This window comes from Crocinitomicaceae bacterium, assembly GCA_016708105.1.
GTDB lineage: Bacteria > Bacteroidota > Bacteroidia > Flavobacteriales_D > Crocinitomicaceae > JADJGJ01.
The window spans coordinates 1,868,430-1,884,199 of sequence record JADJGJ010000001.1 but is presented as its reverse complement, the minus strand read 5'-3'; the positions used below and the strand labels follow the sequence as shown (position 1 = coordinate 1,884,199).

The window sequence follows — 15,770 nt, the reverse complement described above, 5'->3', positions numbered from 1 at the left end:
ATGTGCAATATTAATCAGCTACAATCGGAAACGAATTTAAGCATAAAAGCGTTTGTTGCTGTAGATGCATCAATAAGCCTATAAAGGAAAATGCATAAGATATTCAGAACCCTTGTCATTATTGTATGTGAGAGTTCCATTGAGTTGTGCAACCAAAATTTCAATCAATTCAAGGCCAAAAGATTTTCCCTGATGATGTTCATATTCAAATCCCGGTCCTGTGTCATGAAAGCGCAGATGTAAAATATTTTTTTCATCCACATGGGTTTCAATGGTGATATTACCTCCACTTTCTATAAACGCGTGCTTGAGTGAATTAGTGACAAGTTCATTCAATATAAGCCCTACGGGTATGGCATGATCAATATTAATTTGAAGAGGTTCTTGATTTAATTTTACCTCTACTTGATTTTTTCCACTGTATGATGATGAAAGTTCTTGTGTTAATTCTTTGGTGTATTCAGGCAATGAGATGTTGCTAATGTCTTTTTCAAGATAAAGCCGTTCATGAATCAATGCCATAGAACGAATACGATTTTTACTTTCATCAAATACGATGCGCTCATGTTCATTCTCAGTAAGATTAGCTTGAATGTTGAGCAATGAAATGATGATTTGCATATTGTTTTTCACCCGGTGATGCACTTCGCGAAACAATACTTCTTTCTCTTTGTTTTTTGAACGCAAATCACGATTTGACTCTTCAAGCTGACGTGTTTTTCGATGAACTAATTTTTCAAGATTGATTTGGTATTTTTTTACTTGTTCTGCTGATTTGGCTTGAGCCAGTTTTGTTGATACCATGGCTGATACCGTGGTGAGCAGTTTATAATCCTGCTCAGTAAAAAAGTTTTTCTTTGGATGTTCTGAATCAATTACGCCTAAAATTTTATCTTGATGAATGATTGGTATAGTGATTTCAGAAAATCGAAAATCATCATCAGCAATATAGCGCTTGTCACGGCTGGTATCATTCACAATTTCTCCAATACCGGTTGTAAATACGGTACCTACAATGCCTTGCCCCGGTTTAATTGAAATTGGATTCAGAATTTGGAGATCTTTAGGATTTTTAGGACCAAATGCTGATCGCTGAACCAATACTTTTTTCTTTTCATCGTAAAGATAGATGACGCAATCATACCAGTTTAACTTTGAAATGGCTTCACTGGTAACCGCCCATAAAATTTCATCAATAGATTCTGCCTGAATTAATTTGGTTGCAAATTCATTGATCACTTCCAGGTATTTTTCTTTCTGGATAAGCTCAGCGTATTTGCGATAACTAACGGCAGGTTTTGATCTCATGTCGTTCAAATTTACCCAATATTCAGGCAATTCATGAAAACTTTCGATATTTGCACTATTCTGAACCGATAAATCATGCCGAAATATCGCTTATTGACAAATAATGAACAGAAGGAATTCGAAAAAGAGTTCGTTTCATTTCTGGTTGTAAACGGTATTGAACCGGAAAGATGGGAGCAAATCAAAGCCGAAGATCAGCCCAGCGTAGATAAAATTATTGAGCTATTCAGCGACGTAATTCTTGAAAGTGTTTTGCGCAATGTCAAATTTATTGAGATAAAATCTAAACGTTACGTGCAGGCTATTCAATGTCTGCCTGATAAAATGATTGCGGTTGCACTGGAAGACAAGGGAGATGAAAATCAAAAATCAAGCTCTGAAGAAGAAAGAGAAAATTCATTATCACTTTATCGTTCTGAAAAAAACTATGCCCTTACAAGAGAGCTTGAAATATTTGACATGCTTCAAAAAGGTTATGTGATCAGCAATGGAGATCTTTTCAGAAAGCTCGATCAGGCGGGGCATTGACAATAGCTGATCTTTTTCGTTTTTGACAAATCACGTGCTTTCATAAGCTTAACATGTAATTCCTTTGTTACTACCTATAAAACAACCTAGCATCAAACTGAAAAGTAGCTGATTTCAGGAATTTGATTTTTTTGAAATCTTTATGAAGTGGATTGATCAAGTAGTTAAAATCACCAGGCACAACGGCTGAAGGCATTTTCAAAATGGCATATTTATTTTGTAGCAAAAGTTTATTGCCTAAAATTTGTGTTTCATAAACCGGCGGACTCTCTTGCCAGCCCACGGGCAAATCTTCAGGTAAAATCTCTAGCACTTTTATTGTATTCGGAATTTTAATTTCAGCAATACAATAGTTCTCAGGTAAAATTCCCAAAGGCAAATGAACAGCAATTTCAGCAGTGCACAGCGCCCGTGAAGCGCTGGTGTATACAACGGGCACACCAATGGTATTCCAGCGTCCGCCACATTTTTCAGCGCCTTTACCACTCAGGTCATCAATATATTTGCAAGATGATATTCTAAAAACAATCATGATAAGATACCATACTCAATGCGGGTGAGCTCATCTTTTAGAATGGTAATACCAAATGATGTGTCAAGTAGATCTTTGGGTGCCATTTTTTTTAAATAAAGATTTGGAGTTGCCAACCAGGAATTGAATTTATCTTTTGAGCCAAAAATTTCAAGACCCCGTTTATATAAAAGCACAATTTCAACAATTTTTTCAGATTGCGAAATGTCAAATTTCTTTTTTTCAGTTTCATAGCGCTGTAAAGTGCGCTCAGATAAGTGAAGATATTTAGACCACTCAGCAAACGTAAATGGGCTGCTGTCTGCGAATTTGGAAAATTGCTGATAGAGCACACCGTCTTTGATGGTTTGTATGATATCAAAGCCCCCACTGATTTGTAAAGCACCGTAAGGAACAGCCGGTTCAAATACTTTCATAACTATTTTGTTTATTTGCAATCAATGGCTCAAAGTATAGCCTAACAACACAAATATAGTAATTTGTCCATAAAAAAAAGACATTTGTCAAATATAATTTCAAATATTGCCATTATTGGCGGTGGTGCGGCGGGTTTCTTTGCTGCTATGCGGGTTAAAGAAGTTTATCCCAATAGTCAAGTAACCATTTATGAAAAGTCGGATAAAATTCTTTCCAAGGTTAAAGTTTCAGGAGGTGGAAGATGCAATGTATGCAATGCCGTTTCACAACCTGATGAACTGTGCAAAAATTATCCGCGAGGTGAAAAACAACTGAGAAAAGCATTCGGTTTTTTTCATGCAATGATACCATCGCTTGGTTTAAGCAACGTGGCGTTGAACTGGTGGTTCAGGAAGATAATTGCGTATTTCCAAAAAGTCAGAATTCACAAACTATTATTGATTGTTTTCTCAAAGTATGTCTTGATAAAGAAATTATCATTCACACCAAGCATGAATTAACTTCACTGAATAAAAATGATGATGGCACCTTTCAGCTGACGTTTAATCATGAAAAAAATATTTGTGCAGATAAAGTGATTGTAACAACAGGAGGCTACAATAAAAAAGAAAAATTCAACTGGCTTGCTGCAACCGGACACAAAATCATAGATCCTGTTCCGTCATTATTTACGTTTAATATGCCTAATGAGGCAATTCGGCAACTAATGGGCTTAGTTGTTGAAAATGCTCAAGCCACTTTGCCGGGAACAAAATTAAAGTCAACGGGACCATTATTAATCACCCATTGGGGAATGAGCGGACCCGCAATTTTAAAATTGTCAGCTTTTGGTGCGCGCATATTGGCTGAAAAAAATTATCAGTTTATCGTGTTGATTAATTGGGCGGGAAATTTGAAGGAAGATGAATTGCGTGTAGCTTTGCATAAGCATTTTACACAAGGCCAAAATAAGTTGATCCGCAATTGGAGATACTCGGCAATTCCGCAAAGGCTTTGGGAATTTCTTTTAGATAAAATAAACATACCACGTGATAAAAATTGTGCTGCTCTTGGTGCTAAAGAACTAAATAAATTGCTTGCAATAATCACAGCGGATGCTTATCAAGTTTCAGGTAAAACAACATTTAAAGAAGAGTTTGTAACTTGTGGTGGAGTTGATTTATCAGAAGTATCATTCAGAACTATGCAGAGTAAAAAACTTACCGGTTTATATTTTGCCGGCGAAGTACTGGATATAGATGGTATCACCGGCGGTTTCAATTTTCAGGCTGCCTGGACAACCGGATATCTGGCTGGGAGCTTACAAGATGAATAAAAAAAATCCTGCCGTTGATAGCAGGATTTTTTTTTTGTCTCGAGATAAAACGCTTATTCAATAATAGTCATCTCATCTATCAAATGTGTAGCTCCGGCATATTTCTCAATAATGAAAAGTATATAACGAATGTCACATGAAATGGTGCGTTGAAAATCTTTTTCAAATGCAATGTCACCACTCATGGCCTCCCAGTTTCCGTCAAAAGCACAGCCAATTAATTCACCGTTTCCGTTTATAACGGGTGATCCTGAATTTCCTCCGGTAATGTCATTATTCGAAATAAAGTTGATCCACAAAGATCCATCTTGTCCATAACGTCCATAATCCTTTTTCTCATAGAGTTCTTTCAATTTGGCAGGAATAATAAATTCTTCATTATTCGGATCTTCTTTAGCCATCATACTTTCAATGGTGGTATAATAGTCATACTGTTTGCCATGCGCAGAATATTTTTGAATGGTTCCGTAAGTCAAACGCAAAGTAGAATTAGCGTTTGGATAAAATTTACGATCAGGATACATTTCACGCAATGCAGCAATAAACAAACGATTTGCCTTGTCAAGTTTTGCTTGTGCAATAGACGCATCATTGCCATACACAAGATCACGGAAGTTTATCAATAAGGCGTGTGTTAATTTAAATAATTTATCACCGGTAAAGGCTTCATCCGTTGGTTTTTCAATAAAGGCTTCGTAGCGTTCTCTGTTTGTAAATACTGAACCGGCTGAGGCTGTTTCCACAAAAGTATCCCATGAAAATCCTTCGTTGGTTCTGCCTGTTATTTCATTCAAGTCTGCCGGTTGCTGATCTGCACTTACTTTATTGGCGTACAATTCAAACATGCGTTGCATTAAATGTACTTCAGTGGCAAAATCAAATCCGGCAAAAAAACCATCATAATAAGGCTTTATTTTTTCTACTTCATCAGAAATCATTTTTGAATCAGGATTTGCATCCGTAACCAAGGTATACAATTTTGCATGTCTCAGCATGAAACGGCCTATTCCAAGTGAATAAATAGCCTCTGTAAAATATACTTTAAGGTTGACATATTTTTCTAAAACAGCAAATGAAGATTCCATATCAGAAATCACATTACCGTATTTTTCTTTTCTACCTTCATCTTGATTTACCCAATTAGTGAACTCTTTTTCAATTGCCAATTTTTTATCGTAGACATTGTTCTTTTTCAATTGCTCAGTTTGCCCAATAAAATATTTCCAATAATTGCTCACTTGCGCGTATGTTGATGCATATTGCAATCTCACTTCATCACTTTTATCCATGTGCTCTTTCATGATGTCTAATTTCATACCGCGCACTTCAACACGACTTGGCTGATCTTTTTCAATAGCCATTTTCACCCCGTGTGAAGTCAGGTATCTGTTAGTTGAACCTGGATACCCCATTACCATTGAAAAATCTCCTTCATTAATTCCTTTAATTGAAATAGGGAAGTGGTGTTTTGGAACATAAGGCTGGTTGTCCATGGCAAATTCTGCCGGTTTATTATCCGGACCGGCATAAATTCTGAACATAGAAAAATCTCCTGTTTGACGCTCCCACATCCAGTTGTCTGTGTCTCCACCAAATTTTCCAATTGCTGAAGGAGGTGCACCTACTAAACGAATGTCTTCAAAAACTTCAACTATAAAAAGATAATATTCGTTACCACCAAAAAAATCACGCACGTAAGCTTGATAATGGGTGCCTTTAACTGCTTCTTGTGATAATTGTTGAGAAATTTTTCTTACTGCAAGTGCTCTGGAATCTTCATCCATATCATCATGAACTTGAGACAACACTTTATCTGTGACATCTTCAATGCGCACCACAATGGAGGCCGTTAATCCGGGTACCGGAATTTCTTCACTATAATTCATTGCCCAAAAACCGTCAGTCAGATAATCATGTTCAGGTGTTGAGGCTTCAGCAATGGCATCATATCCGCAGTGATGATTGGTGAGCAATAATCCTTTAGGTGAAATAATTTCTGCAGTACAAAATCCGCCTAATGAAACAACGGCATCTTTTAAACTTGGTTTTTTTGCGTTATAGATTTGCTTATGAGAAAGCTGCAATCCAAGTGATTGCATATCGGTGTAATTCTCTTTTACCGTAAAAGGGAGAAACATTCCTTCGTCTGCACGACCAGCCATGGCAACAAATACAAAGGCAATCAGAATCAATTTTTTCATTTGTGGTTGTTTTTTTATTAGTGTTTCCTGCACGTGCAAAAAGAATAGAAATAATCAACTACTCAATTTCGCGGCACAAAAATAAGAAATCAATAGATTTGATAAGTGATGCAAATCAGCTATTCGACTAATGGAGGCGTGGCAGCTTCAAAATGCCTTATTCACGGATGAATGGCAAAACTTCAGTTCCCTTGTCGGATGTAATCTTGATATAATATACACCTGAAGCAAGTTGGCTAACGTTCCAAGAGGATGAGTTTCCGCTGAACATTATCTCACCCTGTGCTGAAAAACAAGTCACTTCTGCATTTTCAGGCAAATTTTGTATTTGAATAAATTCTGCTGTTGGATTGGGATACAAACTTATAGATGAAGCCTCGTAGTCTTCAAGTGAGGCAAAATTTGAACTCAGCACAATGACATCATCCAATAAAAGAAAATATCCATCCGTAGTTATATTTTTAAATGCTATAAAAACATCTTCTGATGCATAACCTTCTATATCTAATTGTACACTTCTTTTTTGCCAAAGATATGATTCTGATTCCTGCACAAAAATGGTATCTGTAAAACTACTTGAGAGACTATCAGTTGTTGACACAAGAACAATATAATCATCAGGAAAAGAAGCGTCATACGAGCGCGCTGACCACACTAGTTTAGAATAAGCATTTAAGGTAATGCGTGGGGTCATCAAATAATCTGAGGATTGTCCCGCCGGATTATAATACGATGTGCTTGCAACACAAGTGTCATCTGAAGTAACAAAACTTATCCAAGCTTGATCAAATGTATCAACTACGGGAGTTAAATTGTCCTGATTTTCCATATACCACGTGGTAGGAACACCGGTTGTGAATGATTCACTAAAAATAGTGTTCTGACCAAATGAATTGTTGAGAAAAACAGAACCCAACAAGAATAAAGCAGCAAGATTTCGCATGAGACAAAGTTAATGCTTTGATTGAACTGACAGAGTGGTTAACTATTTTTAGGAATGATTATTATTCAAAAGAGAAAATAAAAACATCTTCATTGTCTTTTTTGAAGAGGTGAGTTTCACGAGCATATTTCTCTAATGACCTTAAATCTTGGAGTTCATTTAAATTTTTTCTCATTTGCTCTATTTCAGTTTTGCGGTGTTCAATTTCTGAAGAGAGTGCAGATACTTTTTTGTTGCGTTGAATGAGCGTGTAAATATCTGTATTATGCAAAAGGGTTACATACACTAAGGCTATCAGTGTAGAGAGGATATACCTGTTTTTTAGCTTTATCAGCACCTTTTTCACACGATAAAGATAGAATAAGCGATCAATGATTTGAGGATAGACTAGTATTCATTTTAAACAAGAGCTATTTAATAACTTCAACGCAATTCAGCTTTTGCTTTTTTAGTACCAATGGTTGATGTGATAAAATCTTTATCCTCTTTTGGGATTTCGCGCCGGTGAAAATTCTCTGCCGTAAAGAATAATTTGAATATGAAGTTTGTTCCATGATTCAATAGGGAAAACATTTTTTGCATCGCGCTCAGTATGCGTTACGGATGTTCCATTGGTTATTCCCCAACGAGTTAATAACCGATGTATATGCGTATCAACCGGAAAAGCCGGAACGCCAAACGCCTGTGACATTACTACAGATGCTGTTTTATGCCCCACTGCGGGTAAGGCTTCCAAAGCATCAAAATCTGCCGGCACTTCACCGTTGTGTTTATCAATAAGTATTTGTGACAAACCAAAAATGCCTTTTGATTTTGCCGGTGCCAAACCACATGGCCTGATGATTTCAGCTATTTCTGCTACTGACATTTTTATCATGTCGTATGGATTATTCGCTCGTTTAAATAACAAGGGAGTAATTATATTTACCCGTTCATCAGTGCATTGGGCTGACAATAACACGGCGATTAATAACGTGTATGGGTCTGTATGATCAAGCGGTACGCTTACTTCTGGATAACATTTTTCCAATGAAGTCATGATAAAATCCGCCTTCTCCTTTTTTGTCATGATTTTATTTTGAATCCGTTTTTGATGAATGCAAAAAAGTCTTTAAACCCTGCACGGGTAGTGAATACTGACTTAGCCACATGTGATGATTTTAATGGTGCTGTGGGTTGTTCAGTCTGGTTAGGTGATTTTTCAGACGAGTTATCTTCTTTGTTATTGCTATTGTCTTTGTTGCCTTCATCAAATCTTTTGGGATTATAACCTACAAGTTTGTTTGATTTTTCATAGCTTTTTTGAGCTTGTTGCATGTATCCCAAAGCCTCTTGTACCAAGCCCAAATTATTGTATGAAATGGCATCATCAGGGTCAAGTTTTACGGCATGTTCATAATCAGCAATTGCTCCGTGGTGATCACCCATTCGGCTTTTCAAAAATGCCCGACAAGCATAACGATAGCTGTTGATAGGTTCTAATTCAATGCATCTGTTCATATCAAACATACTCAAATCAAACTGTTCTATATTCAGGTAGGCTACCGCTCGCTCTGCATAAAACTCAACTTTGCTTTGATCAGACTGAATTGCCAGCGTAAAATGTTCAATGGCTGAATTAAAATCCTTCTGATTAACTTTATCCAATCCTTTTTGAAATTCAGTTTTCATGATAACAAAGTTAGCTAATTCAGATCATCCATATTCTTTCCCCGTTTACAGAAAATATCAAGGAATTGAAACCTATTTTAAAATTCATGGATTTGATAGCTTCACTGAAATTAAAAAATTGGGTGACCGTTTTATGATTTCAGAAATCAAAGCTGAACAGTTTCCAGAAAAAAGACTGATTCTTGATATGTTGGAACTTCATGAAAATAGGTGGCAGGTGGCAGATAAAGAAATGGTTGAAGATTTACTTTCAAGGTAGGTCACTTATTCTTTTTAAAGCTAATGACAAAATGAGATCCTTTGTCAGCTTTATACTCACAGGTTGCGTCAAGCTGGTCACAAAGTGAATGTATCAACTCAATGCCCATTGAACTTTCAGAAAACTTTTTAGTTGATGGATCAAATCCCTGACCATTGTCTTTTACACTTAGCCGGACAACTTTTTTATTCAAGGTGATCTCAATATTTATTTCTTGTCTTCCGGTTAAAGGTTGGCCGTGTTTAAATGAGTTTGTAATGATTTCATTCAGTATTAACCCACACGGTATTGCCTGATCAACGCTCAACTGCACTGAGTCAGCCTGCAAAGTGCAAACAGTTTCATTTTTATTGTCAAAAGTTGCGCTGATAGCCCTTACAAGTTCTTTCGCATAAATATCAAACTGTATTCCGGTAAGATTATCTTGCTTAAAAAATTTTTCATGTACCAGTGACATTGCATAAACTCTTTGCCGGCACGATTCTAGCGCAGTTTTTACTTCTTCTGACTCTGACATATTCTTGCGTAGATTCAACAAACTGGTTACAATATTCATGTTGTTTTTTACCCGGTGGTATACCTCTGCCAATAAAATTTCTTTTTCTTTCAGCATTTTTTTTATCTGATTTTCACGTTTCAAATTACCGTGTGTAATAATCACAACCATTATAATACTTGAGAAAATACCAAGACTAATCACATATAACCTGAGTGTTTCAAATAATTCAGGCGTGAATTGTATTTTCAGTAAATCATACGCAAAGGCATATACTATTCCAATCAGGCAAAAAACAAAATAGAGGAGAGAAATAACCAGATGCACAAAAGTTTCTTTGCGACCAAGAAGTAAAATTGTACTTAAAATCAAGGGGAAGAAAAAAACCAAAATATAAGAGTCAATCCCCATTTTGGCCGTCAGAAAAAACATCAGTACAGCACTCACCATGTAAAATATATGGGTGGCTGCACGATAACCGGCAAATCGGTTAATAACAATAATCAGCGGTGACAAAAAACTGTATACAATAAAAATTGTTTGGAATCCGTAAATCCCCAGTATCGGGAAAATAAGTGCTGAGATAAATACATTGAATCCTGCAATGAGTCCAATCAGGTTTAAAGTTCTGGTAATTTGCGTTTCCCAACCCTCGTAAGTTGGCTTCACACCTAAATTTATTATTTGATTGATAAGGTTCATTGTTCAGGCTAATTTACCATATTCTATTCTAATTACTTGATGACAATTGCAGTGACTTGGGATGATTTTCTATTTTCATTTCAATATGATTGATTAATAACTATTTATACCACCCAGATTTTTTTTATTTTTTATCTTGCTCTCCCTGAAGTCGGGCATATCTTCATCATTTTGAATTGTAACTTACGAGTCTGGCAGAATTATTGATATTTTCGTGAACAAAATATTTTAGTCATGCATCTTATAAAATCAAGTATTATTCTGGCAACACTGTATTGCTGTTCTCTGGTTTTTGCTCAGGATAAATTGTTTACTAATCAGCAAATTTGGGCTAGTAGAGATTTTTCACCTGAATATGTCTCATCGGTTGCTTCAATGAATGACGGTGAACACTTCTCAGTACTTGAAGGCAATAAAATTGTCAAATACAGCTACACTGACTTTAGCAAAGCGGTTGCAGTGATACTTGATGGAGACAAACTTTCAGGAATTACAATTGAAGATTACTCATTTAATGCTGATGAAAGTAAAGTGTTGATAGCAACCAAGGTTAACTATATTTATAGAAGAAGTTTTACTGCAGAGTATTTCGTGGTTGATATCAAATCATCAAAAGTTACCAAGTTATATGAAAATGGTGCTCAAATGTTGGCTGATTTTTCACCTGATGGCTCTAAGGTAGCATTTGTGTTTGAAAACAATTTGTATATCCGAGATCTCAACTCAGAAAAGATAACTCAGCTCACAACAGATGGCAAACAAAACAGCATTATCAACGGATCAACGGATTGGGTATATGAAGAGGAATTTGAAATTACCAAAGCATTTTACTGGTCGCCTGATGGAGCAAGAATAGCCTATCTCCGTTTTGATGAATCAGCAGTGAAAGAATTTACAATGGATTACTATCAAGGAGGTACTTATCCTGAACCTTACACATTTAAATATCCAAAAGCAGGAGAAGATAATTCAAAACTTGAGTTAAAAATATATTCATTGACAGACGGCACAACGCGTAGCGTAAATTATGGAGGGTATGAATATATACCGCGTATGAAATGGAGCAATGATGCCAATCAGTTGGTTTATCTTACCATGAACAGACATCAGAATGAACTTAACTACATGATTGCTGATTGCGCCGGTTCAGGTGATATTACCGGTCATACAATCTATACTGACAAAAGTGAAACCTATGTTGAAGTAGATAATAATCTCGTTTTTCTTGAAAATAAAAATGCTTTTATCAGAACAAGTGAAAAAGATGGATATAAACATATTTACCTTATTGAAATGTCAGAGCCTGCAAAAGAATTTCAGATAACTAAAGGGAGTTGGGATGTAATTGAGTTAAAAGGTATCAATGAAAAAGCAGGATTAATCTACTATACTTCAGCTGAAGAAGGTGCAATGTATCAATCTCTGTATTCAATTAAATTAGACGGAACCGGAAAAGTAAAGCTATCTGCTGAACTAGGTCACAATGAATCTGAATTCAGCAATGGTATGAAATATTATATCAACACGTGGTCAAACATCAATACGCCATATAAATTCAGTGTACACACAGCAAACGGAAAACTGGTCACCACACTGAAAGATAATGCATCCTTGAAAAGTAAGCTGAAAGAATTTAAAATTTCTCCGGCAAAATTTATCTCAATTAAAGGAGCAGATGAGCTTTTGAATGCATTCATCATTTTGCCAACTGACTTTGATTCAACAAAAAAATATCCGGTTTATTTCAATATATACAACGGTCCCGGGCACAACACGGTGATTGACCAATGGGGTGGAAGCAATTATTACTATCACCAACAATTGGCGCAAAAAGGGTATATCGTAATTTCAGTAGACACCAGGGGAACCATGTATCGCGGAGCTGAATTTAAAAAATGTACTTACCTACAACTAGGGAAACTTGAAACAGAAGATATGATTGCTGTTGCACGTGAAGTAGGGCAGTGGTCATATGTTGATGCATCACGTATTGGAGTAATGGGTTGGAGCTACGGCGGCTACATGTCTTCATTATGCATTACTAAAGGAGCTGACGTGTTTAAAATGGCAATAGCTGTTGCCCCTGTTACAAATTGGAGGTGGTATGATAATATTTATACTGAAAGATTCATGCGCACACCTGCTGAAAACGCTTCAGGATATGATGATAATTCTCCAATCAACCACGTTGAAAAACTTACCGGAAAATATTTGTTAATTCATGGTTCAGGTGATGATAATGTGCATGTGCAAAATACGATGGAAATGGTTGACGCACTGGTTAAAAAGAATAAAGATTTTGATATGTTTATTTACACCAACAAAAATCATGGAATTTATGGTGGGTATACTCGTTTACATCTTTACAATAAAATGCTTGAGTTTACGCTAGAAAATCTCTAATTCAATTTATGGTAAAGGCTGTATTGACCGGTTTCATTAGTATATTAACGCTTCCATTGCTGGCAGGCGCAGATTTGTTTGCCTTGCATTTGGGGTGTTCTTTTGCATCAGAAACTGAAAATTCAAATAGCATTGAATGGCTTGATATTGAAACTGCTTCAGACAGAAATAAGGATGATAAAAAATTCTTCTTTATTGATATTTATACTGATTGGTGTGGATGGTGTAAAAAAATGGATCAGTCAACTTTTCTTGATTCCTCTGTGATTGAATATATGAATGAACACTTTTATGCTGTAAAAATGAATGCAGAGTCAAAAGAACCTGTTGCATACAAAGAGGTGCTATACGAGTATAAAATGTATAACGGTAAAGGGTATAATGAATTAGCTGTAAATCTGCTCAGTGGAAAAATGAGTTTCCCATCTTTTGTTATTCTTTCTAAAAAAGAGGTGAGGCTGGGGACTATCGTTGGGTTTCAGAAACCGGCAGAATTGCTTGATGAACTCAAAAATTATACAAATTAGCCGCATTTTTTTTTAGCTATCCAATGATTTATTCTAAATCCTAGAGCCAATTTGATTTTTCTCAGTTTTAGAATTGATTAATATCTTAAAACTAATTCAGGCACTTGAATTGTCTGATTATGCGAATGATTGTACACTTGCATTGTCATGTCAACGAAAAAAAAATAAATCATTTTGTATTTTGGTTAGACAAACCCTGTATATTAGTGACAAAATAATTTAACCCGATCATGGGGAATTTCACAACACTTTAAAACACATACACCATGAGTGAAGTAGCAAAAATAATTTTGGGAGACAAAACCATTGAACTGCCGGTAATTACTGGTTCTGAAAATGAAAAAGCAATTGATATTTCTAAACTCCGTGATTTGACCGGGTACATTACCATGGATCGCGGTTATAAAAATACCGGAGCATGTGAAAGTGGCATCACCTTTTTAGATGGTGAAGAGGGGATTCTAAGATATCGTGGATATTCTATTGAAGATTTAGCTGAGAAAGCTGATTTTCTTGAAGTTTCCTATTTGTTGATTTTTGGTGAATTACCCACAAAAGCGCAGTTAGAACAATTTGAAAATGATATTCGCAAATACACCTTGGTGCATGAAGAGATGAAAGACATCATTGATGGTTTTCCTGCTTCAGCTCACCCAATGGGCATTCTTACTGCGCTTACCAGTGCGCTTACTGCGTTCAATCCTAAACCGGTAGATGTTAAATCTGAACATGACATGTATCATGCTGTGTGTAAAACACTGGGTAAATTTGTAGTTCTTTGTTCTTGGGTATATCGCACCAAAGTTGGTTACCCTTTGAATTATTATGACAACTCAAAAGGATACGTTGAAAATTTCATGCGGTTGATGTTCGCAATCCCTACCACAGAATACAAAGCAAATAAAGTGGTGGTTGATGCTTTGGATAAATTACTTATTCTGCACGCTGATCATGAGCAAAACTGCTCTACTTCAACCGTTCGTATCGTTGGTTCTTCTCATGCCGGATTATTTGCTTCAATTTCAGCCGGGGTTTCTGCATTGTGGGGACCACTTCACGGTGGTGCAAATCAAGAAGTAATTGAGATGCTTGAAGCAATTAAAGCTGATGGTGGTGATGTAGATAAATATGTATTGAAAGCTAAAGATAAAAATGATGGCTTCCGTTTGATGGGATTCGGGCATCGTGTCTATAAAAACTTTGACCCGCGCGCAAAAATCATTAAAAAAGCGGCAGATGAAGTATTAGCTGCACTTGGCGTGAATGATCCAATTTTAGACATCGCTAAAAAATTAGAAAAAGTTGCTTTGGAAGATGATTATTTCAAATCAAGAAATTTATATCCAAATGTTGACTTCTACTCTGGTATTATTTATCGGGCTTTAGGTATCCCAACGGATATGTTTACCGTAATGTTCGCGCTTGGTCGTCTTCCGGGTTGGATTGCACAATGGAAAGAAATGCGTCAAGGCAATGAGCCTATCGGTCGTCCAAGACAAATTTATACAGGTCATACCTTAAGACCATTTGTTCCGGTTGATAAAAGAAAATAACAAAGGAATCCTCCATAACTTGGAGGATTTTTTTTATGTGTGATTTATCAATCTTTATTTGTTTCGTTACGCTAAACTCTGCATAAAGAAATACTATTTATTTGCGTGAAGACCGCATTCCATCTTATTTTACTCACGTGTATTTATTCGTGTTGCAACAAATCAGAGGTGACTCATGATGAAGAAATAAAATCATATATCAGTAAAACTTCATCTGATACTTTCGCTGCAACTCATAACAATCAAACTTGTCTTCCCCAAGTTTCACAAAGATTCTTGATCTGGAAAGAAAGTGATTCACTCGCTATTCTTAAAACTGACGATGAAAATAAATTTATTCAAGATGAAATTTACTTCTATTTAATCACGCATCTTGATTCGGTAGGAGCCAAGAAAATAATTCGTCGTGAAGATTTTTACGGACCAGTTGAATGGGAGCAAGAATTTGAAAACGGAATATCTTATCGGTATATCAAGTATCCTGAGGTTGGTGCTGCCGGTGTACTTCAGACATCTTGTTATGATAAAAAAGAATTCATGCAAGTTATTTATCCGGTTATAGAATATCGCTCCCATTGTGATAATTGCGATAATCCAACATATATATGGAAAGATGATTATACTAAGTATGAGCCCACAGAAATTATTCCAGGTTGTTATTATGAAATAAATCAACATGATTCAAGTTTCATTCAACTTGAATGGTATTGTGGATGCTAGATATAAATCAGAAATTCGGGTTGATTAGTCAGCAAAAAAAATCTCCATATAGAGACATGCTAATATCTTACAGTGGGATCTTGAATCAAGATTTTTTTTATTGGAAAAAATTTAGTTTCCTGAATCAAAGAATGAAGAAGAAGACAAAAAAAAATCCCACCGTATAGTGAGATTTTTTTTATGATTTGAATATTC

15 protein-coding genes and 1 pseudogene are annotated in these 15,770 nt (G+C 36.0%); 7 read left to right on the top strand and 9 right to left on the bottom strand.

The genetic code is table 11. The annotated features are described in order from the left end of the window. Positions 1-78: 78 nt before the first annotated feature. On the bottom strand, positions 79-1,308 hold the full coding sequence (locus IPH66_08200; GenBank protein MBK7129325.1) for a GAF domain-containing protein: 1,230 nt from the start codon (positions 1,306-1,308) through the stop codon (positions 79-81). Between the two features lie 75 nt (positions 1,309-1,383). On the opposite strand from IPH66_08200, the gene IPH66_08195 reads away from it, so the two are divergent. Continuing rightward, positions 1,384-1,836 (top strand): hypothetical protein, encoded by a 453-nt coding sequence (locus IPH66_08195; GenBank protein ID MBK7129324.1) that lies wholly within the window; start codon positions 1,384-1,386, stop codon positions 1,834-1,836. 70 nt (positions 1,837-1,906) lie between these two features. Here the strand turns inward: IPH66_08195 and IPH66_08190 are convergent, their stop codons facing one another. Together IPH66_08190 and IPH66_08185 are read right to left on the bottom strand one after the other, a co-directional pair. Beyond that, positions 1,907-2,368, bottom strand: coding sequence for an RES family NAD+ phosphorylase (locus tag IPH66_08190; GenBank protein MBK7129323.1), 462 nt, complete (start codon positions 2,366-2,368; stop codon positions 1,907-1,909). Further along, positions 2,365-2,784, bottom strand: a complete 420-nt coding sequence (locus IPH66_08185) for a DUF2384 domain-containing protein (GenBank protein ID MBK7129322.1) — start codon at positions 2,782-2,784, stop codon at positions 2,365-2,367. The genes IPH66_08190 and IPH66_08185 overlap by 4 nt, the downstream gene beginning before the upstream one ends. Positions 2,785-2,931: 147 nt before the next feature. Here IPH66_08185 and IPH66_08180 point away from each other — a divergent pair. Further along, positions 2,932-4,100, top strand: a pseudogene (locus IPH66_08180) (NAD(P)/FAD-dependent oxidoreductase). Between the two features lie 53 nt (positions 4,101-4,153). Here the strand turns inward: IPH66_08180 and IPH66_08175 are convergent. The 5 genes from IPH66_08175 to IPH66_08155 form a co-directional block, all read right to left on the bottom strand. Continuing rightward, positions 4,154-6,301, bottom strand: a complete 2,148-nt coding sequence (locus IPH66_08175; GenBank protein MBK7129321.1) for a S46 family peptidase — start codon at positions 6,299-6,301, stop codon at positions 4,154-4,156. A gap of 157 nt (positions 6,302-6,458) precedes the next feature. After that, positions 6,459-7,244, bottom strand: a complete 786-nt coding sequence (locus IPH66_08170) for a choice-of-anchor J domain-containing protein (protein MBK7129320.1) — start codon at positions 7,242-7,244, stop codon at positions 6,459-6,461. A 61-nt stretch (positions 7,245-7,305) separates the two neighbouring features. Then, entirely contained in the window at positions 7,306-7,590 is a 285-nt protein-coding gene (locus IPH66_08165; GenBank protein ID MBK7129319.1) for a septum formation initiator family protein, read from the bottom strand. 132 nt (positions 7,591-7,722) lie between these two features. Further along, positions 7,723-8,313 carry an endonuclease III gene (locus IPH66_08160; protein ID MBK7129318.1) on the bottom strand — a complete coding sequence of 197 codons (591 nt, stop codon included), beginning with the start codon at positions 8,311-8,313 and terminating at the stop codon, positions 7,723-7,725. Next, positions 8,310-8,915 (bottom strand): tetratricopeptide repeat protein, encoded by a 606-nt coding sequence (locus tag IPH66_08155; GenBank protein ID MBK7129317.1) that lies wholly within the window; start codon positions 8,913-8,915, stop codon positions 8,310-8,312. The genes IPH66_08160 and IPH66_08155 overlap by 4 nt, the downstream gene beginning before the upstream one ends. On the opposite strand from IPH66_08155, the gene IPH66_08150 reads away from it, so the two are divergent. Beyond that, positions 8,914-9,174: a hypothetical protein gene (locus IPH66_08150; GenBank protein MBK7129316.1), complete on the top strand. Its 261-nt coding sequence runs from the start codon at positions 8,914-8,916 to the stop codon at positions 9,172-9,174. The two genes, IPH66_08155 and IPH66_08150, sit on opposite strands and share 2 nt — an antisense overlap. A 1-nt stretch (position 9,175) precedes the next feature. Here the strand turns inward: IPH66_08150 and IPH66_08145 are convergent, their stop codons facing one another. Beyond that, a complete protein-coding gene (locus tag IPH66_08145) occupies positions 9,176-10,372 on the bottom strand; it encodes a sensor histidine kinase (protein ID MBK7129315.1) in 1,197 nt (398 codons plus the stop codon). A gap of 234 nt (positions 10,373-10,606) precedes the next feature. Between IPH66_08145 and IPH66_08140 the strand changes: the two genes are divergently transcribed. The 4 genes from IPH66_08140 (at position 10,607) to IPH66_08125 (ending at position 15,575) form a co-directional block, all read left to right on the top strand. Then, the gene (locus IPH66_08140; GenBank protein ID MBK7129314.1) at positions 10,607-12,775 is read left to right on the top strand and encodes a S9 family peptidase; all 2,169 of its coding nucleotides are present in this window, start codon (positions 10,607-10,609) and stop codon (positions 12,773-12,775) included. 8 nt (positions 12,776-12,783) lie between these two features. After that, positions 12,784-13,302 (top strand): DUF255 domain-containing protein, encoded by a 519-nt coding sequence (locus IPH66_08135; GenBank protein MBK7129313.1) that lies wholly within the window; start codon positions 12,784-12,786, stop codon positions 13,300-13,302. 266 nt (positions 13,303-13,568) lie between these two features. Beyond that, complete coding sequence (locus IPH66_08130) at positions 13,569-14,855, top strand: citrate synthase (protein MBK7129312.1); 1,287 nt, start codon at positions 13,569-13,571, stop codon at positions 14,853-14,855. A gap of 105 nt (positions 14,856-14,960) precedes the next feature. Beyond that, complete coding sequence (locus IPH66_08125; protein ID MBK7129311.1) at positions 14,961-15,575, top strand: hypothetical protein; 615 nt, start codon at positions 14,961-14,963, stop codon at positions 15,573-15,575. Positions 15,576-15,770: the final 195 nt, after the last annotated feature.

Coding starts and splice junctions, on each gene's coding strand:
- IPH66_08170 (MBK7129320.1), bottom strand. CDS start 7,244: ATGCGAAATCTTGCTGCTTTATTCTTGTTGGGTTCTGTTTTTCTCAAC.
- IPH66_08150 (MBK7129316.1), top strand. CDS start 8,914: ATGATAACAAAGTTAGCTAATTCAGATCATCCATATTCTTTCCCCGTT.
- IPH66_08135 (MBK7129313.1), top strand. CDS start 12,784: ATGGTAAAGGCTGTATTGACCGGTTTCATTAGTATATTAACGCTTCCA.
- IPH66_08190 (MBK7129323.1), bottom strand. CDS start 2,368: ATGATTGTTTTTAGAATATCATCTTGCAAATATATTGATGACCTGAGT.
- IPH66_08200 (MBK7129325.1), bottom strand. CDS start 1,308: ATGAGATCAAAACCTGCCGTTAGTTATCGCAAATACGCTGAGCTTATC.
- IPH66_08160 (MBK7129318.1), bottom strand. CDS start 8,313: ATGACAAAAAAGGAGAAGGCGGATTTTATCATGACTTCATTGGAAAAA.
- IPH66_08155 (MBK7129317.1), bottom strand. CDS start 8,915: ATGAAAACTGAATTTCAAAAAGGATTGGATAAAGTTAATCAGAAGGAT.
- IPH66_08185 (MBK7129322.1), bottom strand. CDS start 2,784: ATGAAAGTATTTGAACCGGCTGTTCCTTACGGTGCTTTACAAATCAGT.
- IPH66_08130 (MBK7129312.1), top strand. CDS start 13,569: ATGAGTGAAGTAGCAAAAATAATTTTGGGAGACAAAACCATTGAACTG.
- IPH66_08175 (MBK7129321.1), bottom strand. CDS start 6,301: ATGAAAAAATTGATTCTGATTGCCTTTGTATTTGTTGCCATGGCTGGT.
- IPH66_08145 (MBK7129315.1), bottom strand. CDS start 10,372: ATGAACCTTATCAATCAAATAATAAATTTAGGTGTGAAGCCAACTTAC.
- IPH66_08195 (MBK7129324.1), top strand. CDS start 1,384: ATGCCGAAATATCGCTTATTGACAAATAATGAACAGAAGGAATTCGAA.
- IPH66_08140 (MBK7129314.1), top strand. CDS start 10,607: ATGCATCTTATAAAATCAAGTATTATTCTGGCAACACTGTATTGCTGT.